We start from the raw sequence: 20,530 nt of genomic DNA on the forward strand, positions 1-20,530 counted from the left end.
CCATGACCCCCGAACCCTCCGCCGAGGTCCCGCCCCCCGGCCGGTTCCCCCGCTGCGGGGCGGCGCAGTGGGGCTACGCCGCCGACCAGGTCGACGCGCTCCTCGCCGCCGTGCACGCCCGCCTGGCGGGCCCTCCCCCCGCCGGGGGACCGGCCGCCACCCCGGTGCGGGACCCCGCGGAGGCCGGCAGCAGGCACGTGCGGACCGCCGTCTTCGACCGCGCCCGCGGCGGCTACCGCCCCGGGGCCGTCGACGAGGCCCTGGACGCGGCCGAGGACGCCCTCGCCGCCCTCGAACGCGACCTCTTCCTGGGCGCGCACGGCGCCGAGGCCTGGCACCAGTACCTCGACGGGCTCGCCGCGCTCCTGCGGGGACGGCTCGAGCGCCCCCGGACCCGCCGCTTCCGCCGCCCCTCCCGCGCCCGGGCGCGCGGCTACTCCGCCGCCCACGTGGACGTCCTGTGCGAACGCCTCGCCGAGCACCTCGGGGGCGGCGAGACCCTGGAGCCCTCGGCGCTGCGCCGGGCCGTCTTCCCCTCCGCCCACGGCGAGCGCGGCTACGAGGAGCAGCAGGTGGACGCCTTCCTCGACCGGGCGGTCGAACTCTTCCTCGCCCTGCGCTGAACCCGCCCACCGCGCCGTCTGTGTATACAGGCTGGAGCCGGGAACGTCCAGAAGTGGGCACCGCAGTCACATTCAGGCCTCGGAGCGGCAATTCTCGGCATTTCATCTTGCCGCTGTGCATACAACAGCCTACTGTGGTGTGCATCACATGAGGAGGAAGCCCATGTCCCACCAGCCACACGTCGGTGCTGCGGATCCCGCCGCCGGTGTCGATTTCCAGGCCGCTCAGCGGTCTCCCGAGTTCCAGGAGCTGCGGAGGACCCACCGCGGCTTCGTCTTCCCGCTCGCCGTCGCGTTCCTGGTCTGGTACCTGCTGTACGTGGTGCTCGCCATGTACGCCCCGGACCTGTTCGCCATCCGGGTCTTCGGCAACGTCAACCTCGGCGTCATCCTGGGCCTGCTCCAGTTCGTGACGACCTTCGCGATCACGGGCGCGTACGTGTCCTTCGCCAACCGCAAGCTCGACCCCAAGGCCACCGCCATCCGCGAGGACCTCGAGTCCCGCGCCCGGCCCGCCCGCGGCGTCCACGGACAGGAGAACTGACCGATGCACCACCAGCTCACCGCGCTCGCGCCCATGGCGACGGCGCCGACCGAGACGGTCGGCACGCCGTGGATCAACATCTCCATCTTCGGGGCGTTCGTCCTGGTCACGATGATCGTGGTCTTCCGCGCCTCCAAGTCGACGCAGACCGCCGCGGACTACTACGCCGGCGGCCGCGGCTTCAGCGGCACCCAGAACGGCCTGGCCATCGCCGGCGACTACCTCTCGGCGGCGTCCTTCCTCGGGATCGTGGGCGCGATCGCCATCCAGGGCTACGACGGGTTCCTGTACTCCATCGGCTTCCTGGTCGCCTGGCTGGTGGCGCTGCTGCTCATCGCCGAGCTGCTGCGCAACACCGGCAAGTTCACCATGGCGGACGTGCTGTCCTTCCGCCTGCGCCAGCGGCCCGTGCGCGTGGCCGCGTCCATCTCGACGCTCGCGGTCTCCGCCTTCTACCTCCTGGCCCAGATGGCCGGCGCCGGCGCGCTGGTGTCGCTGCTGCTCGGGATCAGCTCCCGGGTGGGCCAGTCGCTCGTCATCGTCATCGTGGGCGTGCTGATGATCCTCTACGTGCTCGTGGGCGGGATGAAGGGCACCACCTGGGTGCAGATCATCAAGGCCTGCCTGCTCGTCACCGGTGTGGCGGTGATGACCGTGTGGATCCTCGCGCTGTACGGGTTCAACCTCTCCTCCCTGCTGGGCGACGCCGTGGCCGTCTCCGGCAACCCCGCCATCCTCGAGCCCGGCCTGCGGTACGGCGTGAGCGAGACCAGCAAGCTCGACTTCATCTCCCTGGGCCTCGCCCTGGTTTTCGGCGCCGCGGGCCTGCCCCACGTGCTGATGCGCTTCTACACGGTCCCCACCGCCAAGGAGGCCCGCAAGTCCGTGGTCTGGGCGATCGCCCTGATCGGCCTGTTCTACCTCTTCACCCTCATCCTGGGCTTCGGCGCCGCCGCCCTGATCGGCGCCGAGCGCATCGCCGCCGCCCCCGGCGGGGTGAACTCCGCAGCACCGCTGCTGGCCTTCGAGCTGGGCGGGTCCCTGCTGATGGGCATCATCGCGGCCGTGGCCTTCGCCACGATCCTGGCCGTGGTCGCCGGCCTGGCCATCACGGCCTCGGCCTCCTTCGCCCACGACATCTACACCAGCGTGATCAAGAAGGGCGACGCGGACCCGCGCAAGGAGCTCAAGGTCGCCAAGACCACCGTGGTGGTCATCGGCCTCGTCTCCATCGCCGGCGGCATCGGCGCCCAGGGCCAGAACGTGGCGTTCCTCGTGGCCCTCGCCTTCGCGGTGGCGGCCTCGGCGAACCTGCCGACGATCCTGTACTCCCTGTACTGGAAGCGCTTCACCACCCGCGGCGCCGTGTGGTCGATGTACGGCGGGCTGTTCATCTCGGTGGGCCTGATCATCTTCTCCCCGGTGATGTCCGGGGCGGAGACCTCGATGATCCCCACCGCGGACTTCGCGTGGTTCCCGCTGCAGAACCCGGGCATCGTCTCGATCCCCGCGTCCTTCCTCCTCGGTTTCATCGGTTCCATGACGGAGCGGCGCCTGGAGGATCCGGTCAAGCAGTCCGAGATGGAGGTCCGCTCGCTCACCGGCGTCGGGGCCGAGAAGGCGATCAGCCACTGACCCCGGACCCCGCTCCCACCAGGGAAGACGCCCGGCCCGCCCGAAGCCCTGCTTCCGGCGGGCCGGCTGCGTTCCCAGCCGGGGAGCGGTAGTATTGCGATCGGAAAAAGACAGGAGGCTGAGCATCAGGTAGGGTGAAGGAGAAGCCGGACCCAGGGTATTCCTGGGAAACTCTCCGGTTGCCTACAATGACAGTCCCTCCGGGATGGAATAGGAGTAGTCATGGGAATCATCAGCTGGATCATCCTCGGCCTCATCGCGGGTGCTCTCGCGAAGCTCATCATGCCGGGCAACCAGGGCGGCGGAATCATCGTCACGATCGTCCTCGGCATCGTCGGCGCCCTGGTCGGCGGCTTCCTGGGCTCGCTCATCGGCATCGGCGACCTGGAGTCCGCGTTCGACATCGGCACCATCATCACTGCCGTCGTGGGCGCGCTCATCGTGCTCTTCATCTGGGGGGCCGTCAGCGGCCGCCGGCGCCACTGACGCCCGACCCCTTCGCGCGGGGCCCCGCCCACCGGCACCGGTGGGCGGGGCCCCTCCGTCGTCCCGGGCCGGCGACGGGGCCTGGGGGATACTGGGACCATGACGTCCCCCGCCGCCCCGCCCCGCACCCGTCCGACCCCCGAGCTGCGCGCCCTCGCCGCCGCGGGCCCCCGCCGCGTGGTGGTGCTCGGCTCGACGGGCTCCATCGGCACCCAGGCCCTCGACGTCGTCCGTGCCGCCCGCGGGCTCGGCGGGGACGGGCCGTTCACGGTCGTCGCCCTCGCCGCGGGGCGCCGCAGCCTCGAGCTCCTGGCCGAGCAGGCCGTCGAGACCCGCGCCGCCGTGGTCGCCACCAGCGGCGGCGGCGACGACGCCGCCCGGCTGGCCCGGCTGATCGGCGAGCGGGCCGCCGCCGCGGGGGAGGGCAGCTACCGTCCCGAGGTGCTGCACGGGCCCGGCGCCGCCGCGGCCGTGGCCGCCCACCCGGACGCCGACCTCGTGCTCAACGGGATCACCGGCTCCATCGGCCTCGCCCCCACGCTCGCGGCGCTGGGCGCGGGGCACAAGCTCGCGCTGGCCAACAAGGAGTCCCTGATCGCCGGCGGTCCGCTGGTGAAGGAGGCCGCCGCCGCGACCGGCGACCCCGACGCGCTGATCCCCGTCGACTCCGAGCACTCGGCGCTGGCCCAGGCCCTGCGCAGCGGCACGGGCGCCGAGGTCGACCGGCTCGTGCTCACGGCGTCGGGCGGACCGTTCCGGGGCCGCACCCGCGCCCAGCTCGAGGCCGTGACCCCGCAGGAGGCACTGCGCCACCCGACGTGGGACATGGGGCTGATGGTCACCACCAACTCCGCGTCCATGGTCAACAAGGCCCTCGAGGTGCTCGAGGCCCACCTGCTCTTCGACGTCCCGCTGGAGCGCATCGACGTGGTCGTCCACCCCCAGTCGGTGGTGCACTCGATGGTCCAGTTCGTGGACGGCTCCACGATCGCCCAGGCCTCGCCCCCCGACATGCGCCTGCCCATCGCCCTGGGCCTGGCGTGGCCGCACCGCGTGCCCGGGGCGGCGGTGCCGTGCGACTGGACGCGCGCCGCGCAGTGGACGTTCGAGCCGCTGGACCGGGAGGCGTTCCCGGCCGTGGACCTCGTCAAGGCCGCGGGGGAGCGCGGCGGGACCCACCCCGCCGTGTTCAACGCCGCGAACGAGGAGGCGGTGCACGCCTTCCACGACGGGCGCATCCGCTTCCCCGCCATCGTCGGCACCGTGGAGGCCGTGCTCGGGGAGCACGAGGGGGTCGCGCGGCCCGATCTGGAGGCCGTGCTGGAGGCCGAGCGGTGGGCGCGCCGCCGCGCCCAGGAGCTGCTCGCGCGCTGAGCGCACGCGGCGGCGGCCGGGCGCCCCGTGCTAGTCTGTCGGGCGGATGACGAGTCCCAGCGCGAAGCTCTGGCTTGCTGGGCGGCAACCCTCTCCCGTAGCGGGGTGCCCCAGATGGAACCATCCGGCCACGGCTCGACGAAGCAGACGGCGGCAAGTACGGCCCACCCGGCCCGCAGGTCCCTGCGCGTGCCCGCCCGGGACCGCAGCGCCGCCCCGAGCCCTGGCGCCGACACCTCGAGACCCGGATCCACGGAAAGGCACGACATGCGATCGCAGCGCCTCCCCCTCATCGCCCTGGCCACGACCCTCGGCCTGACCCTCACCGCCTGCGGCGGGGCCGAGCAGGCCGCCGCGCCCTACGACGACGGCGTCATCAAGATCGGCACCGACGGCCGCACCCAGGTGCACGAGGCCTTCCTCAAGGAGGCCGAGGCCGCGGGCGTGGAGGTCGAGCTCGTGGAGTTCACCGACTACAACCAGCCCAACGCGGCCCTCACCAGCGGCGACCTGGACATGAACTGGTTCCAGCACGGGGCGTTCCTCGCCGACTACCGGAACAACTCGGGCGAGGACATCGTCCCGATCGGGTCCACCTCCATCTACCCGCTGGGCCTGTACTCCGAGCGCTACGACTCCCTGGAGCAGATCCAGCAGGGCGACGAGATCGCGGTCCCCAACGACGCGATCAACCTCGCCCGCGCCCTCCTGCTGCTCGAGTCCGCCGGGCTCGTCGAGTTCACCTCCGAGACCACCGCGCCGTCCGAGCTGGACGTCGACACCGAGGCCTCGAAGGTCAAGGTCACCCCGGTGTCGGCGGAGCAGACCGTGCTGTCGCTGAGCTCCACCGCGGGCGCCGTGGTCAACAACACCTTCCTGTCCCGCGCCGACATCGACCCCAACTCGGCGCTGTACTCCGACGGCGAGGACACCGACAACGCCCTGCCCTACGTGAACTTCTTCGCCGCCACCGGCGCCAACAAGGACGACGAGACCCTGCACCAGGTCGCGGACCTGTTCCACACGGACTCCGTGCTGGCGGCCGAGCAGGCGGAGACCAAGAACACCGCCGTGTCCCAGGACGTCCCGCAGGAGCAGCTGATCGAGGTCGTCGACCGGTACGCCGAGGACCTCCAGAAGTGACCGCGCCGGTCGGACCGGGCCCGGTCCCGTCCGGGGACGGCGACGTCGTCGTCCGCTTCCAGGACGTGACCAAGACCTTCGTGACGGGGCCCGCCCGCGCCCGGCGCGAGGTGACCGCGGTGGACAGCGTCTCCCTGGAGATCCGCCGCGGCGAGATCTTCGGGGTGATCGGCTACTCCGGCGCCGGCAAGTCCACCCTCGTGCGCCTGATCAACGGCCTCGAGCCCGTGACCTCGGGCTCCCTGACCGTGCAGGGCTTCGAGGTGGCCGGGCGCAGCGAGACCGAGCTGGCGCCCGTGCGGCGGGAGATCGGCATGATCTTCCAGCAGTTCAACCTCTTCACCTCCCGGACCGTGGCCGGCAACGTCGAGTACCCGCTCAAGCGGGCCGGCTGGCCCAAGGAGAAGCGCCGGGCGCGGGTGGCGGAGCTGCTCGAGTTCGTGGGGCTCTCCGCGCGCGCGGGCAACTACCCGGAGCAGCTCTCGGGCGGGCAGAAGCAGCGCGTGGGCATCGCCCGGGCCCTGGCGACCAACCCCAAGCTGCTGCTGGCCGACGAGTCCACCTCGGCCCTCGACCCCGAGACGACCCAGGAGGTGCTGCAGGTGCTGCAGCGGGTCAACCAGGAGCTCGGCATCACCATCGTGCTCATCACCCACGAGATGGACGTCGTGCGGGCGATCGCCGACCGGGTGGCCGTCATGCAGGACGGCAAGGTCGTGGAGCACGGGTCCACCGTGGACATCTTCGCCCGCCCCCGCACCGAGACCGCGCGGCGCTTCGTCTCCTCCGTGCTGCACTCGGTGCCCGACGCCCGCGAGGTCGAGCGGCTGCGCCGCACCCACCGCGGGCGCCTGGTGATCGTCGACGTCGGCGACGGCGTGGACATCGGCGGGGTGCTCTCCGACGGCGCCTCCCGCGGCGTGCGCTTCACCATCGCCTACGGCGGGATCAGTGTGCTCCAGGAGCAGTCCTTCGGGTCGCTGACCTTCGAGCTGACGGGCGCGGACGCGGCCGTGCAGGACGTGGTCGAGGAGCTGTCCCGCATCACGACCCTGAGAGAGGTGGCCGCGTGAACGACTGGTCCGTCCTGGGACCCGAGCTGCTCGCCGCGCTCGGGGAGACCCTCTACATGGTGTCCGTCACCCTGATCCTCGCCGGCGTGCTCGGCCTGCTCGCCGGCGTGGGGCTCTACGTGACCCGCCGGGGCAACATCCTGGAGAACCGTGCGGTCCACGAGGCGCTCAACCTCGTGGTGAACTTCGTGCGCCCGATCCCGTTCATCATCCTGCTGGCCGCCCTCGGCCCGGTCACCGAGGACGTCGTGGGGACCCGCCTGGGCCCCAACGCGGCGATCTTCGCCATGACCATCGGGGCGATGTTCGCGGTCGCCCGCATCGTCGAGCAGAACTTGATGAGCGTGGACCCCGGCGTCGTCGAGGCGGCGCGCTCCATGGGGGTCTCCCGCGGGCGGATCATCACCACCGTGATCCTGCCGGAGGCCCTGGGGCCCCTGGTGCTCGGCTACACGTTCCTCGTCATCGGCATCACGGACATGTCCGCGATGGCCGGGGCCATCGGCGCCGGCGGCCTGGGCGACTTCGCCCTGCGCCTGGGCTACCAGCGGTTCAACGACGAGGTCACCTGGGCCGCGGTCGCCGTGATCGTCGTCCTGGTCCAGCTCGTGCAGGTCCTGGGCAACCGGCTGGCCCGCCGCATCCTGCGCCGCTGACCCTCCGGCCCCCGGCGCGCCACGACGGCCGGTCGCCTCCTGCGGGAGGCGGCCGGCCGTCGTCGTCCCGGGCCCCGCGGCGCGCGCCGGGCCGGGCTGCCACGCGCCGTCCAGGATCGTGGGGCACACTGGTGCACGCCGTGCCGCGCACGGCCCCCGACCGTCCCCGGCGCCCGCCGGGGACCACCGACGAAACCCGGAGGTCCGACGGATGGGCGTCGTGCTGTTCCTCGTGGGCGTGCTGCTGGCCGCCCTCGCCATCGCGGTGTCCATCGCCCTGCACGAGCTCGGCCACCTCGTGCCGGCCAAGCTCTTCGGCGTGCGCGTCACCCAGTACATGATCGGCTTCGGGCGCACCGTCTTCTCCCGCCGCCGCGGCGAGACCGAGTACGGGCTCAAGGCGGTGCCGCTGGGCGGCTACATCTCGATGGTCGGCATGTACCCGCCCGCGCGGCAGGGCGCCACGGCCCGCGCCTCGCGCACCGGGGCGTTCCAGCAGCTCGCCGCCGAGGCCCGCGGCGCCGCCGCCGACCAGCTGCTGCCCGGCGACGAGCAGCGGGTCTTCTACCGCCTGCCGGTCGCGAAGCGGATCGTGATCATGCTCGGCGGGCCCGTGATGAACCTGCTCCTCGGCGCGGTCTGCCTCGCGGTGCTGCTGATGGGCTTCGGCGTCGCGACGCCCACCACGACCGTCGCCTGGGTCTCGGAGTGCGTCGTGGCCGCCGAGCGCCAGGCCACGGGGCAGACCGAGTGCGGGGCCGGGGACCCGCAGGCCCCCGCGAACGCCGCCGGGCTGCGCCCCGGGGACGTCGTCACGGCCCTCGACGGCGCCCCGGTCGCCTCGTGGGACGAGCTCACCCGGCGGATCCGGGATCGGGCCGGGGAGCCGGTCCCCGTCGTCGTCGAGCGCGACGGCGCGACGGTGCGCACCACGATCACCCCGATCCTCTCGTCGCGGCCCGCCCTCGACGACACCGGAGCCCCCGCCACCGGCGACGACGGCGAACCGCTCTACGAGGACGTCGGGTTCGTCGGGATCAGCCCCACCACCGAGATGGTCCGCCAGCCGGCGAGCGCGGTCCCCGGCGCGGTGCTCGACGGGCTCGAGCAGATCGCCGGCGTGGTCCTGCACCTGCCCCAGCGCGTCTACGAGGTGGCCGAGGCGGCGTTCTCCGACGCGCCCCGGGACCCCGACGGGCCGATCTCCGTGGTCGGCATCGGCCGGATCTCCGGGGAGATCGCCGCGCACGAGGAGATCGCGGTGCGGGACAAGGCCGCCTCCCTCGTGGGGCTCGTGGGCTCGGTGAACCTGGCCCTGTTCGTGTTCAACCTCCTGCCCCTGCTGCCGCTGGACGGCGGGCACGTGGCGGGGGCGCTGTGGGAGGCGCTGCGCCGCGGGGGCGCCCGCCTGCTCGGGCGCGCCGACCCCGGACCCTTCGACCCCGCCCGGCTGCTGCCCCTGACGTACGCCGTGGCCGCGCTGATGGTCGGGATGTCCGTGCTGCTCGTCTACGCGGACATCGTCAAGCCCGTGCAGCTCTTCTGAGCCCCGGGGCCCGAGCGGGCCGCGGCGTTCGGCGAGGGAGGAATCACGCCCCGCCGCCCGGGTGGGCCGCGGGGGCATGGGGCACAATGGGAGACGACGACGGGCCCGCCGCGCGGGTCCCGACCCCACCGCTCCTGCCCTCGATTCCTCGGAGGAACCCCTTGACCCCGGTCAGCCTCGGCATGCCCGCCGCGCCCCAGCCCGTCCTGTCCCCGCGCCGGAGGACCCGGCAGATCCGGGTCGGGTCCGTGGGCGTCGGCTCCGACTCGCCGGTGAGCGTGCAGTCCATGACGACCACCCCCACGACCGACATCAACGCGACCCTGCAGCAGATCGCCGAGCTTACCGCCTCCGGGTGCGACATCGTCCGGGTGGCCTGCCCCTCCCAGGACGACGCCGACGCCCTGCCGATCATCGCGATGAAGTCCCCGATCCCGGTGATCGCGGACATCCACTTCCAGCCCAAGTACGTGTACGCGGCCATCGAGGCCGGGTGCGCGGGCGTGCGCGTGAACCCGGGCAACATCCGCAGGTTCGACGACCAGGTCAAGCAGATCGCCCGGGAGGCCAAGGACGCGGGGGTCTCCATCCGGATCGGCGTCAACGCGGGCTCGCTCGACAAGCGGATCATGGACAAGTACGGCCGGGCCACCCCGGAGGCCCTCGTGGAGTCCGCCGTGTGGGAGGCGTCCCTGTTCGAGGAGCACGACTTCCACGACTTCAAGATCTCCGTCAAGCACAACGACCCCGTCACCATGGTGCGCGCCTACCAGCTGCTCGCCGAGCGCGGGGACTGGCCGCTGCACCTGGGCGTGACCGAGGCCGGGCCCGCGTTCCAGGGCACCATCAAGTCCGCCACCGCCTTCGGCGCGCTGCTCTCGCAGGGCATCGGCGACACCATCCGCGTGTCCCTCTCGGCCCCGCCCGTCGAGGAGGTCAAGGTCGGCAACCAGATCCTGCAGTCCCTCGGTCTGCGCCCCCGCAAGCTCGAGATCGTCTCCTGCCCCTCGTGCGGACGCGCCCAGGTGGACGTCTACACCCTCGCCGAGCAGGTGACCGAGGGCCTCGAGGGGCTCACGGTCCCGCTGCGCGTGGCCGTCATGGGCTGCGTCGTCAACGGCCCGGGCGAGGCCCGCGAGGCCGACCTCGGCGTGGCCTCCGGCAACGGCAAGGGCCAGATCTTCGTCAAGGGCGAGGTCGTCAAGACCGTGCCGGAGGACCGGATCGTGGAGACCCTCATCGAGGAGGCCAACCGCATCGCCGCCGAGATGGCCGCCGACGAGGACGGGGAGCCCGCAGCGGGCAGCCCCGTCGTGTCCGTCGGCTGACTGGCCGGTGACGCGGGCGTGAGGACGCACGGGAGGACGGCGCCGCGGCTCGTGCCGGCGGGCGAGGTCGACCCCGCCGGGCTCGACCGGCTGCTCGACGCCGACCCGGTCGCCCACGCCTTCGTGGCCGCGCACGTCGCGGCGTACCGGACCGGCACGGGCTCGCGGGTGCCGCCGGTCGTGGGGACCGCGGGCCCCGGCGGCGAGCTGACCGGCGCCTGCTGGGTCGGCACCAACGTCGTGCCCGTGGCCCTCGACGAGGCCGGCCTCGACCTCGTCGCCGGGCACCTGCGCCGGGGCGGGTCCCGGCACGCGTCCGTCTTCGGCCCCGCCGAGCTGGTCCTGGGCCTGTGGTCCCGGCTCCAGGGCTCCTGGCCGCGGCCCTTCGACGTCCGGCCCGTCCAGCCGCTGCTGGCCATCGACCACGACCCCGCCCCGGAGCCGCACCCGGGGGTGCGGGAGGCGACGGCCGCGGACCTGCCCGCCGTCCTGCCCGCGAGCGCCGCCATGTTCGAGGAGGAGGTCGGCTACTCCCCGTACACGGGCGGGGACCGCAGCTACCGCGAACGCGTCCGCGGGCTCGTCGAGTCCGGGCGGTGCCTGGTGCTCACCGACGGGTCCGGCCGCGTCGTGTTCAAGGCCGACCTGGGCTCCGTGGCCCGCGGGGTCGCGCAGGTGCAGGGCGTGTGGGTCGATCCCGCGCGCCGGGGGGAGGGCCTCGCCGTGCCCTGCATGGCCGCGGCCGTGCGGCTGGCCCGCCGGCACACCCCCGTGGTGAGCCTCTACGTCAACGACTACAACACCCCGGCCCTCGCCACCTACCGGCGCGTGGGCTTCGAGCGGGTCGGGACGTTCGCCACGGTCCTGCTCTGAGGCCCGCCCGGACCGCCCGGCCCGTCCCGGGACGCGGCACGGGGGCCGGTGCCGGGGGTGTAGATTTGAGCGCAGTTCCCGGCGCCCCCGGCGCCCCACCCCACGACGCCCCGGGCCCGGCAGCACCTCGCCGCGCTCCCCGGGAGAAACGGAGCCCTCGTGGCGCTGCGCCTCTCCTCCCTGTTCCTGCGGACCCTCCGCGAAGACCCCGTCGACGCCGAGGTGGACAGCCACAAGCTGCTCGTGCGCGCCGGCTACATCCGCCGGGCCGCCCCCGGGGTCTACACCTGGCTGCCGATGGGGCTGCGGGTGCTGGGGAAGGTCGAGCGGATCGTGCGGGAGGAGATGGACGCGATCGGCGCCCAGGAGGTCCACTTCCCGGCCCTGCTGCCGCGCGAGCCCTACGAGGTCACCAACCGGTGGACCGAGTACGGCGAGAACCTCTTCCGGCTCAAGGACCGCAAGGACGCCGACTACCTCCTCGCGCCCACGCACGAGGAGATGTTCACCCTGCTCGTCAAGGACCTGTACTCCTCCTACAAGGACCTGCCGGTCACCCTCTACCAGATCCAGAACAAGTACCGGGACGAGGCCCGCCCCCGGGCCGGGCTGCTGCGCGGCCGCGAGTTCATCATGAAGGACTCCTACTCCTTCGACGTCGACGACGCCGGGCTCGACGAGTCCTACGCCGCCCACCGCGGGGCCTACCTGCGGATCTTCGAGCGCCTCGGCCTGCCTGTTGTGGCCGTCTCGGCGCAGTCCGGGGCCATGGGCGGGTCCCGCTCCGAGGAGTTCCTGCACCCCACCGAGATCGGCGAGGACACGTTCGTGCGCTCGGCCGGTGGCTACGCGGCCAACGTCGAGGCGGTCACCACCGTGGTGCCCGAGGAGCTCGACGTCGCCGCCGCGCCCGAGGCCCGCGTCCTGGAGACCCCCGACAGCACCACCATCGACACCCTCGTCGAGCGCTCCAACGAGCTGCACCCCCGCCCCGAGGGCCACTGGACCGCCGCCGACACCCTGAAGAACGTCGTCCTCGTCGTCGTGCTGCCCGAGGGCGAACGCCGTCTCGTGGCCGTCGGCCTGCCCGGCGACCGCGCCGTCGACCTCAAGCGGGTCGAGGCCGGGATCGGCGCCCTGCTCGGCATCGCCGGCGAGCTCGTGGTCGAGGCCGCCGGGGAGGCCGACCTCGCGGCCGTCCCGCAGCTCGTCAAGGGCTACATCGGTCCCGGGCTGAGCCCGGACCAGGCCCTGCTCGGCGAGGAGTCCGCCACCGGCATCAGCTACTTCGTGGACCCGCGCGTGGTCCGCGGCACCCGCTGGGTCACCGGCGCCAACGTGGCCGGCAAGCACGTCTACGACCTCACGGCCGGGCGCGACTTCACCTGGGACGGCGTCGTGGAGTGCGCCGAGGTCCGCGCGGGCGACCCCGCCCCCGACGGCTCCGGGCCCCTCGAGGCCGCCCGCGGCATCGAGATGGGCCACATCTTCCAGCTCGGCCGCAAGTACGCCGAGGCGCTCGGGCTGAAGGTCCTGGACCGCAACGGCAAGCTCGTCACGGTGACGATGGGCTCCTACGGCATCGGCGTCACCCGCGCCGTCGCCGCCCTGGCCGAGGCCTACCACGACGACAGGGGCCTGATCTGGCCCCGCCAGGTCGCCCCGGCCGACGTCCACGTGGTCGCCACCGGCAAGGGCGCCGAGGTGCTCGAGGAGGCCGAGCGGATCGTGGCCGAGCTCGAGGCCGAGGGCCTCGAGGTCCTCTTCGACGACCGCCCCAAGGTCTCCCCGGGCGTGAAGTTCGGCGACGCCGAGCTGCTCGGCGTGCCCACCGTCCTGGTGGTGGGCCGCGGGCTCAAGGACGGCGTCCTCGAGCTCAAGGACCGCGCCGGCGGCGTCGCCCAGGACGTCCCCCGCGAGGGCGTGGCGGCGACCGTGGCCGCCGCCGTGCGCGGCTGAGCCCCGTGGAGCTGCTCGGGGCCTGGCCGGGGACCTCGGGCCTGGAGCAGGTCGACCCCGGCGTCGTGGCGCTGCTCGTCGTGGCCGGCCTCGCCGCCGGGTTCGTCGACGCCGTCGTGGGCGGCGGCGGGCTGCTGCAGCTGCCCGTGGTGCTCATGGTGCCCGGGATCAGCCCGGTCCAGGCGCTGGCCACCAACAAGATGGGCTCCGTCTTCGGCACCGCCACGAGCGCGCTGACCTACTACCGGCGCACCTCCCCGGACCTGCGCACCGCCCTGCCCATGGCCGGGGTCGCGCTGGCCGGAAGCTTCGGCGGGGCGGCGCTCGCGGCCTCCCTGCCGGAGGAGGTGTTCCGCCCGATCATCCTGGCGGCCCTGGCCGCCGTGCTGCTGTTCACGGTGGCCCAGCCCACCGTCGGCCAGCTCACCGAGCTGCGCCACAGCGGGGCCCGCCACTACGGCACCGCGATGGTGATCGGGACGGTGATCGGCGTCTACGACGGGGTGATGGGCCCGGGCACGGGCTCCTTCCTCGTCATCGCCATGATCACCCTGCTCGGCTACAGCTTCCTCGCGGCGAGCGCGAAGGCGAAGATTGTCAACCTCGCCACCAACGTGGGCGCGCTGGTGTTCTTCGTCGGCCACGGCTCGGTGCTGTGGGGCCTGGGGCTGGCCCTGGGCCTGTCCAACATGGTGGGCGGCTACCTCGGGGCGCGCACCGCGGTCGCCCGGGGCAGCCGGTTCATCCGGGTGGTCTTCCTCGTGGTCGTCACGGCGCTGATCCTCAAGCTCGGCGCCGACGTGGCGCGCGGGGCCTGACCCGTCACGGCCCGGCGCCGTCCCCGGCGATCCCCGGCAGGGCGTCGACCTCGCCCGTGAGCCCCGCCCGCACGCCGCCGGCCTGCTCGAGCGCGGCGAGCGCCCAGCACCGGGTCCCGGCCCCGGCGTGGCCGAGCACGTGCGCGGCCGCGGCCTGCACGTCGGCCGCCGCCGTCGCCGCGGCCGCACCGGGGTGCTCGGCGGCCCCGTCCGGGAGCACGTACGCGCCCGCCGGCAGGCCCGGCTCGGCCGCCAGCACGCCGCGGGCGACGGGGCCCGCGAGCAGCCGCCGGGTCCGCGCGGCGGCGTCGTCCAGGGCCGCGGCCGAGGGGGATCCCGCCGGGGCGAGCTCGGCGCGCGCGGACAGCGCCTCGAAGGCGTAGCCGGCCCGGTCCAGCGCCGACCACAGCACGGTGCCCGCCGCCGGCCCCCCGCGGTCCGTCGCGCCCCCGTCCGTCGCGTCCTCGTCCGCAGTGCTCTTCTCGTCCGCAGTGCTCTTCTCGTCCGCAGTGCTCTCGTCCGGGGCGCACAGCGCGCCGGAGGGCGGGGGAGCGGCGGGCCGCCCCGCGAGCTGCCGGGCCGTCGTGGCGCGGGAGGCCGCGGCCGCGGCGAGCACCCGGGCCAGGGCGGGATCGGCCACCGCGAGGGCGTCGTCGGCCAGCGTCCGGGCCGAGGCCGCAAGGACCTCGGGCGCCGGGCCGGCCGGTGCGCCCGGGCGCTGCTCCCGCGCCGCGGCCGCCGCGCGGTCGCCGGGGGCCGGGGCGAGGGCCCCGAGCTGGCGCCGCAGGTCCTCGCGCACCGCGGCCTGCTGCTCCGCGTCCAGCGCCGCCAGGGACGGGCCGCCGAGCAGGGCCTCGGTGCGCCGCCAGGCGTCGGCCCGGGCGAGCTCGTCCGCGGGCACCGGGCGCCCGGCCTCGAGCCACCAGCCGCCCGCGGCGCCGCTGCCGAGCAGGAGCGCCAGCACGGCCGGCAGGGCCCACCGGGCGGGCGTGGGGCGCTGCGTCACCGGGCGGCTCCTGGGGGCGGTGATCGGGATGGGGGAATCGGCGGTCCGGGTCCATCATAGGATTTCCAGGACCGTTCCCCGCCCGTCCCGACCCCGCAGGAGCCCCCGTGAGCGAGCACAGCACCACCGGACCCGACGACCGTCAGCGACTGGCCGAGCTGCTCGGCCCCGTGGTGGAGGAGGCGGGGCTCGTCCTGGAGGACGTGGCCCTGAAGACCAACAGCACGGGACTGGTCCTGCAGGTGCTGGTCGACCTGCCCGAGGACCGCACCGACAGCGTGGACCTGGACCGGGTCGCCGAGGTCGCCCGCGCCCTGTCCGACGCCCTGGACCGGGACGACCCCGTGCCCGGCTCCGCCTACGAGCTGGAGGTCTCCTCGCCGGGCGCCACCCGGGAGCTCGTGGCGCCCCGGCACTGGCGGCGCTCCGTCGGCCGGCTCGTGCGGGTCACGCCCGTGGAGGGCGAGAAGTTCACGGCCCGGCTGCTGGAGGTGGGCGAGGACGGCGTCGTCCTGCAGCGCAGCCACCAGGCCAAGAAGGGGATGCCGCCGCGCCTGCTGGACCCCGAGCGCTGGGCGTTCGAGGCCGTGCGGCGCGCCAAGGTCGAGGTCGAGTTCACGGACTGAGCGGCCACCCGCCGCGGGTGCGAGTGTAAGATGTGCCGTTGACACCGCCGCGCCCCCGGCGCCGCGGTGGGCAGTGCGACGACAACCGAGTGCAACGACAACAGTGCGAACATGACCCGTGGCAGCGCTCCGTCCCCGTGACGGTGCGCTGTTTCGTCCCCGGGGTCGACAGTGAGGAAGGCCGGACATGGACATCGATATGAGCACCCTCCGACTGCTGGAGCGTGAGCGCGACATCCCCGTGGACCTGCTCATCCCCACCATCGAGCAGGCCCTGCTGCTGGCCTACCAGAAGACCCCCGGCGCGCTGCCGGGCGCCCGGGCGCAGATCGAGCGCAAGACCGGCCACGTCACCATCTGGGCGCCCGAGCTCGACGAGGACGGCACCGCGGTGGGGGAGTTCGACGACACCCCGGCCGGCTTCGGGCGGATCGCCGCGTCCACGGCCCGGCAGGTCATCCTGCAGCGGCTGCGCGACGTCGAGGACGACGCCGTGCTCGGGCACTTCAAGGGCCGGGAGGGCGAGATCGTCTCCGGGCAGATCCAGCAGGGCCACAACCCGCACATGGTGCAGGTCGACCTCGGGACGGTGGAGGGCGTGCTGCCCCCGCACGAGCAGGCCCCCGGCGAGAAGTACCCCCACGGCGCCCGCATCCGCGCGTTCGTCGTCGAGGTCAAGCGCGGGATGAAGGGCCCCTCCATCACGCTCTCCCGCTCGCACCCGGACCTGGTGCGCCGGCTGTTCGAGATGGAGGTCCCCGAGATCGCCGACGGCTCGGTCGAGATCATGGCGATCGCCCGCGAGGCCGGGCACCGCACCAAGATCGCGGTGCGCGCCACCAAGCAGGGGATCAACGCGAAGGGCGCGTGCATCGGCGAGATGGGCTCCCGCGTGCGCGCGGTGATGAACGAGCTGCACGACGAGAAGATCGACATCGTGGACTGGTCCGAGGACCCCGCCCGGTTCATCGCCAGCGCCCTGTCCCCGTCGAAGGTCACCCGGGTGCAGGTGCTCGACGAGCGCGCCCGGTCCTCCCGCGCCGTCGTGCCCGACACCCAGTTGTCCCTGGCCATCGGCAAGGAGGGCCAGAACGCCCGCCTCGCCGCCAAGCTCACCGGGTGGCGGATCGACATCGTTTCCGAGTCCAAGGCCGCCGCCCGCGACTGACGCCCGTTCCGCCCCGCTCCCCGGCCGCCGCCCGCGCCGGGGCGCCCCCGCGTGCCCGGATTCGGTCCCCGGGCCGCGCCGCGATAGACTGGACAGCGGTCAGACCGTTGGTGGTCCCTGTCCGGCGCCGGGTGAGCGCGCCGCGGGGCGTTTCCGGCGTCCCGGCGCGAGACGAGGAGTACGACGCGAGTGAGTGCAGACTCCCGCCGCACGTGCGTCGGATGCCGGACCACCGAACACCCTGACCAGCTCGTACGTGTGGCGACCGAGACGTCCGGGAACGGCCCCAGGGCCGTCCTCGACCGGACCGGCCGCCTCGGCGGTCGTGGAGCCTGGCTCCACCCCTCCCTCGAGTGCCTGGACACGGCCCTGCGCCGGCGCGCCTTCCAGCGCGCGTTCCGGGGACCCGTGGACGCCGAGGGGATCGCCCCCGCACTGGGCGCCCTGCTGTCCTCGCGGACGGCCCGGCGCCCGGGCGCACGAGTGCCGACCACGGCCGTCCCCGGACGGCAGCCCGCGCGGTCCGACCGGACCGGAGACCACGTCCCCTCGCGGGTCGGAACTGGAAAGCGAGTCAGAGAACCCATGGAAAACCGATGAGTGCCCAGCGATGAGTGCTTCGTTGTGCTCTGCCAGCGGCCTCCCGCGTCCCCGCGCCGTCCTCGACGGCCGGGAGGACTCCGGGAGCCTCAACGGAAAATAAGTGGTTCGTGCCTGTTTCGGTGCGAACCGAGACAGGAGAGAAGTGGCCAAGCCCCGCGTTCACGAGCTCGCGAAAGAGCTCGGAATAACGTCCAAAGAAGCGATCACCACGCTTCAGTCCCTGGGTGAGTTCGTCCGAGGTGCGTCCTCGACCGTCGAGCCCCCCGTCGCCAAGAAGCTGCGCTCCGCGTTCGCCGGTAAGGCGGACAAGGGCGCCGCCCCGGCGCGCCCGGCCGAGAGCCGTGCGTCCGCCGCGCCCCGCCCGGGCACGGGCCCCAAGCCCGGCACCCGCCCCGGCGCCCCGGCCAAGCCCAGCACCGCCGCGCCCGCCCCGGCCGCGGCGCCGGCCGAGCGGCCGGCCCCGCGCGCCCAGCAGCCGTCCGCGGCTGCGCGTCCCGCCGCCGAGCGCCCGGCCTCCCCGGGCGCCAAGGCCCCGGGGTCCGCCCCGCGGCCCGGCAACAACCCGTTCTCCAGCCAGCAGGGCATGTCCCGCGGGCAGGGTGCGCCCCGTCCCGGTGCCGCCGCCCCGCGGCCCGGTGCTGCCGCGCCCCGTCCGGGTGCCGACGCCCCGCGGCCCGGTGCCGCCGCCCCGCGCCCGGGTGCTGCCGCGCCCCGTCCGGGCTCGGCGGCCCCGCGTCCCGGTGCTCCCCGTCCGGCCGGTCCCCGTCCGGGCAACAACCCGTTCGCGGCCCAGCAGGGCATGCGCTCCGGGCGGCCGGAGCGCCAGGGCGGTCCCCGTCCCCAGGGCCAGGGCGGCCCCCGTCCGCAGGGCCAGGGCGGTCCCCGTCCCCAGGGCGGTCCCCGCCCCGGCGGGCCGCGCCCCAGCCCCAACATGATGCCCGGCCACACCTCCGGCGTCGCCCCGATCGGTTCGCGCCCCGCCGGCGGCGCGGGCGGTCCCCGTCGCGGCGGTCCCGGCGGTGGTGCTGCGGGCGGCGGGTTCTCCCGTCCCGGCGGCGGCCCCGGCCGCGGCGGCCGCGGCGGCACCCAGGGCGCCTTCGGGCGCGGCGGTGCGCGCGGCAAGCAGCGCAAGTCGAAGCGGGCGAAGCGCCAGGAGCTCGAGCAGATGAAGGCCCCGACCGTCGGTGGCGTCTCCGTTCCCCACGGCGACGGCACCACGGTCGTGCGGCTGCGCCGCGGCGCGTCGCTGACGGACTTCGCGGAGAAGATCAACGCGAACCCGGCCTCGCTGGTGACCGTGCTCATCCACCTCGGTGAGATGGCGACCCAGACGCAGTCGCTGGACGAGGAGACGTTCCAGCTGCTGGGCGCCGAGCTCGGCTACCAGATCCAGGTCGTCTCCCCGGAGGACGAGGAGCGCGAGCTCTTCGAGTCCTTCGACATCGACCTGGACGCCGAGGCCGCGGCCGAGGGCGAGGACGTCCTCGAGGCCCGCCCGCCGGTCGTGACCGTGATGGGTCACGTCGACCACGGCAAGACCCGCCTGCTCGACGCCATCCGCAACACCAAGGTGATCGAGGGGGAGGCCGGTGGCATCACTCAGCACATCGGCGCCTACCAGATCAGCACCGAGGTGGACGGCGAGGAGCGGCAGATCACGTTCATCGACACCCCGGGCCACGAGGCGTTCACCGCCATGCGTGCCCGTGGTGCCCAGGTGACCGACATCGCCGTGCTCGTGGTCGCCGCCGACGACGGCGTCATGCCGCAGACGGTCGAGGCGCTCAACCACGCGCAGGCGGCCGGCGTGCCGATCGTCGTCGCGGTGAACAAGATCGACAAGCCCGAGGCGAACCCGGAGAAGATCCGCGGCCAGCTCACCGAGTACGGCCTGGTCCCCGAGGAGTACGGCGGCGACACCATGTTCGTCGACGTCTCCGCGCGCCAGAACCTGCATATCGACGACCTGCTCGACGCGGTGATCCTGACCGCGGACGGCGCCCTCGAGCTGCTGGCGAACCCGAACAAGGACGCCCGCGGCGTGGCCATCGAGGCCAACCTCGACAAGGGCCGCGGCGCGGTCTCGACCGTGCTCGTGCAGTCGGGCACGCTGGAGGTCGGCGACGCGATCGTCGCCGGCGGCGCGTACGGCCGCGTGCGGGCCATGTTCGACGAGAACGGCAAGCCCGTGGAGTCGGCCGGTCCCTCGCGCCCCGTGCAGGTGCTCGGGCTCAACTCGGTGCCCCGGGCGGGCGACACCTTCCTCGCCACCGAGGAGGAGCGCACCGCGCGCCAGATCGCCGAGAAGCGCCAGGCCGCGGACCGCAACGCCCAGCTCGCGAAGCGCCGCAAGCGGATCACCCTCGAGTCCTTCGACGAGGCGGTGGCCGCGGGCAAGATCGACACGCTCAACCTCATCATCAAGGGCGACGTGTCCGGTGCCGTCGAGGCGCTCGAGGACTCGCTGCTCAAGATCGACGTGGGCGACGAGGTCCAGCTGCGCGTCATCCACCGCGGTGTCGGTGCGATCACCCAGAACGACGTCAACCTGGCGACCGTGGACAACGCGGTCATCATCGGCTTCAACGTCCGCCCCGCCGAGCGCGTGGCGGAGCTGGCCGACCGCGAGGGCGTCGAGATGAAGTTCTACTCGGTGATCTACAACGCCATCGACGAGGTCGAGAGCGCGCTCAAGGGCATGCTCAAGCCGGAGTACGAGGAGGTGGCGCTCGGCACCGCCGAGATCCGCGAGGTGTACCGCTCCTCGAAGTGGGGCAACATCGCGGGTGCCTACATCACCAAGGGCGTCATCCGCCGCAACGCCAAGGCCCGGCTGGTCCGGGACGGCAGCGTGGTCGCGGACAACCTCTCGATCGACTCGCTGCGCCGGTTCAAGGACGACGCGACGGAAGTCCGCGAGGGCTACGAGTGCGGTATCGGGCTCGGCTCCTTCAACGACATCCACGAGGGCGACCTCATCGAGACGTGGGAGATGCGCGAGAAGCCGCGCGCCTGACCCGTCCCGGGCCCCGCACCGCGCGTGCGGGGCCCGTCCGGCGGGGGGCCCGG

18 protein-coding genes and 1 riboswitch are annotated in these 20,530 nt (G+C 73.8%); of the genes, 17 read left to right on the forward strand and 1 reads right to left on the reverse strand.

The genetic code is table 11. The features are described 5' to 3' along the window. Nucleotides 1–2: 2 nt before the first annotated feature. From M3185_RS07935 to M3185_RS07995, 13 genes are all read left to right on the forward strand, one after another. Nucleotides 3–623, forward strand: coding sequence for a DivIVA domain-containing protein (locus tag M3185_RS07935; RefSeq protein ID WP_251333123.1), 621 nt, complete (start codon nt 3–5; stop codon nt 621–623). 163 nt (nt 624–786) lie between these two features. Then, nucleotides 787–1,167 carry a DUF485 domain-containing protein gene (locus M3185_RS07940; protein ID WP_251333124.1) on the forward strand — a complete coding sequence of 127 codons (381 nt, stop codon included), beginning with the start codon at nt 787–789 and terminating at the stop codon, nt 1,165–1,167. A gap of 3 nt (nt 1,168–1,170) precedes the next feature. After that, nucleotides 1,171–2,802, forward strand: a complete 1,632-nt coding sequence (locus M3185_RS07945; RefSeq protein WP_251333125.1) for a solute symporter family protein — start codon at nt 1,171–1,173, stop codon at nt 2,800–2,802. A 222-nt stretch (nt 2,803–3,024) separates the two neighbouring features. Beyond that, complete coding sequence (locus M3185_RS07950) at nt 3,025–3,288, forward strand: GlsB/YeaQ/YmgE family stress response membrane protein (protein WP_251333126.1); 264 nt, start codon at nt 3,025–3,027, stop codon at nt 3,286–3,288. Nucleotides 3,289–3,387: 99 nt separating this feature from the next. Then, nucleotides 3,388–4,662 carry a 1-deoxy-D-xylulose-5-phosphate reductoisomerase gene (gene dxr, locus M3185_RS07955; protein ID WP_251333127.1) on the forward strand — a complete coding sequence of 425 codons (1,275 nt, stop codon included), beginning with the start codon at nt 3,388–3,390 and terminating at the stop codon, nt 4,660–4,662. A gap of 45 nt (nt 4,663–4,707) precedes the next feature. Next, a riboswitch (SAM riboswitch) is annotated at nt 4,708–4,828 on the forward strand. Between the two features lie 101 nt (nt 4,829–4,929). Then, entirely contained in the window at nt 4,930–5,805 is an 876-nt protein-coding gene (locus M3185_RS07960; RefSeq protein ID WP_251333128.1) for a MetQ/NlpA family ABC transporter substrate-binding protein, read from the forward strand. Beyond that, the gene (locus M3185_RS07965; protein ID WP_251333129.1) at nt 5,802–6,878 is read left to right on the forward strand and encodes a methionine ABC transporter ATP-binding protein; all 1,077 of its coding nucleotides are present in this window, start codon (nt 5,802–5,804) and stop codon (nt 6,876–6,878) included. The genes M3185_RS07960 and M3185_RS07965 overlap by 4 nt, the downstream gene beginning before the upstream one ends. Nucleotides 6,879–6,934: 56 nt before the next feature. Next, a complete protein-coding gene (locus tag M3185_RS07970) occupies nt 6,935–7,534 on the forward strand; it encodes a methionine ABC transporter permease (protein ID WP_251333144.1) in 600 nt (199 codons plus the stop codon). 211 nt (nt 7,535–7,745) lie between these two features. Then, nucleotides 7,746–9,080 (forward strand): M50 family metallopeptidase, encoded by a 1,335-nt coding sequence (locus M3185_RS07975; protein ID WP_251333130.1) that lies wholly within the window; start codon nt 7,746–7,748, stop codon nt 9,078–9,080. 161 nt (nt 9,081–9,241) lie between these two features. Beyond that, nucleotides 9,242–10,408: a flavodoxin-dependent (E)-4-hydroxy-3-methylbut-2-enyl-diphosphate synthase gene (ispG, locus tag M3185_RS07980; RefSeq protein ID WP_251333131.1), complete on the forward strand. Its 1,167-nt coding sequence runs from the start codon at nt 9,242–9,244 to the stop codon at nt 10,406–10,408. Between the two features lie 18 nt (nt 10,409–10,426). Next, a complete protein-coding gene (locus tag M3185_RS07985; RefSeq protein WP_251333132.1) occupies nt 10,427–11,281 on the forward strand; it encodes a GNAT family N-acetyltransferase in 855 nt (284 codons plus the stop codon). A 159-nt stretch (nt 11,282–11,440) separates the two neighbouring features. Then, nucleotides 11,441–13,240, forward strand: a complete 1,800-nt coding sequence (locus M3185_RS07990; RefSeq protein WP_251333133.1) for a proline--tRNA ligase — start codon at nt 11,441–11,443, stop codon at nt 13,238–13,240. A 5-nt stretch (nt 13,241–13,245) separates the two neighbouring features. Continuing rightward, on the forward strand, nt 13,246–14,058 hold the full coding sequence (locus tag M3185_RS07995) for a sulfite exporter TauE/SafE family protein (protein WP_374238481.1): 813 nt from the start codon (nt 13,246–13,248) through the stop codon (nt 14,056–14,058). A 4-nt stretch (nt 14,059–14,062) separates the two neighbouring features. Here the strand turns inward: M3185_RS07995 and M3185_RS08000 are convergent, their stop codons facing one another. Beyond that, the gene (locus tag M3185_RS08000; protein WP_251333134.1) at nt 14,063–15,064 is read right to left on the reverse strand and encodes a hypothetical protein; all 1,002 of its coding nucleotides are present in this window, start codon (nt 15,062–15,064) and stop codon (nt 14,063–14,065) included. Nucleotides 15,065–15,171: 107 nt separating this feature from the next. On the opposite strand from M3185_RS08000, the gene rimP reads away from it, so the two are divergent. The 4 genes from rimP (at nt 15,172) to infB (ending at nt 20,477) form a co-directional block, all read left to right on the forward strand. Further along, nucleotides 15,172–15,690, forward strand: a complete 519-nt coding sequence (rimP, locus tag M3185_RS08005) for a ribosome maturation factor RimP (protein WP_251333135.1) — start codon at nt 15,172–15,174, stop codon at nt 15,688–15,690. Between the two features lie 187 nt (nt 15,691–15,877). Further along, entirely contained in the window at nt 15,878–16,858 is a 981-nt protein-coding gene (nusA, locus tag M3185_RS08010) for a transcription termination factor NusA (RefSeq protein WP_251333136.1), read from the forward strand. A 258-nt stretch (nt 16,859–17,116) separates the two neighbouring features. Further along, the gene (locus M3185_RS08015) at nt 17,117–17,458 is read left to right on the forward strand and encodes a YlxR family protein (protein ID WP_251333137.1); all 342 of its coding nucleotides are present in this window, start codon (nt 17,117–17,119) and stop codon (nt 17,456–17,458) included. A gap of 145 nt (nt 17,459–17,603) precedes the next feature. After that, nucleotides 17,604–20,477, forward strand: a complete 2,874-nt coding sequence (gene infB, locus M3185_RS08020) for a translation initiation factor IF-2 (RefSeq protein WP_251333138.1) — start codon at nt 17,604–17,606, stop codon at nt 20,475–20,477. Nucleotides 20,478–20,530 lie beyond the last annotated feature (53 nt).

Origin of the sequence: Kocuria rosea (assembly GCF_023715525.1) — a bacterium.
Taxonomy (GTDB): Bacteria; Actinomycetota; Actinomycetes; order Actinomycetales; family Micrococcaceae; genus Kocuria; species Kocuria rosea_A.

Bases quoted from the DNA above. Each gene is read 5' to 3' on its own strand.
- M3185_RS07935 (WP_251333123.1), top strand. From the start codon at position 3: ATGACCCCCGAACCCTCCGCCGAGGTCCCGCCCCCCGGCCGGTTCCCC.
- M3185_RS07940 (WP_251333124.1), top strand. From the start codon at position 787: ATGTCCCACCAGCCACACGTCGGTGCTGCGGATCCCGCCGCCGGTGTC.
- M3185_RS07945 (WP_251333125.1), top strand. From the start codon at position 1,171: ATGCACCACCAGCTCACCGCGCTCGCGCCCATGGCGACGGCGCCGACC.
- M3185_RS07950 (WP_251333126.1), top strand. From the start codon at position 3,025: ATGGGAATCATCAGCTGGATCATCCTCGGCCTCATCGCGGGTGCTCTC.
- dxr (WP_251333127.1), top strand. From the start codon at position 3,388: ATGACGTCCCCCGCCGCCCCGCCCCGCACCCGTCCGACCCCCGAGCTG.
- M3185_RS07960 (WP_251333128.1), top strand. From the start codon at position 4,930: ATGCGATCGCAGCGCCTCCCCCTCATCGCCCTGGCCACGACCCTCGGC.
- M3185_RS07970 (WP_251333144.1), top strand. From the start codon at position 6,935: ATGGTGTCCGTCACCCTGATCCTCGCCGGCGTGCTCGGCCTGCTCGCC.
- M3185_RS07975 (WP_251333130.1), top strand. From the start codon at position 7,746: ATGGGCGTCGTGCTGTTCCTCGTGGGCGTGCTGCTGGCCGCCCTCGCC.
- nusA (WP_251333136.1), top strand. From the start codon at position 15,878: ATGGACATCGATATGAGCACCCTCCGACTGCTGGAGCGTGAGCGCGAC.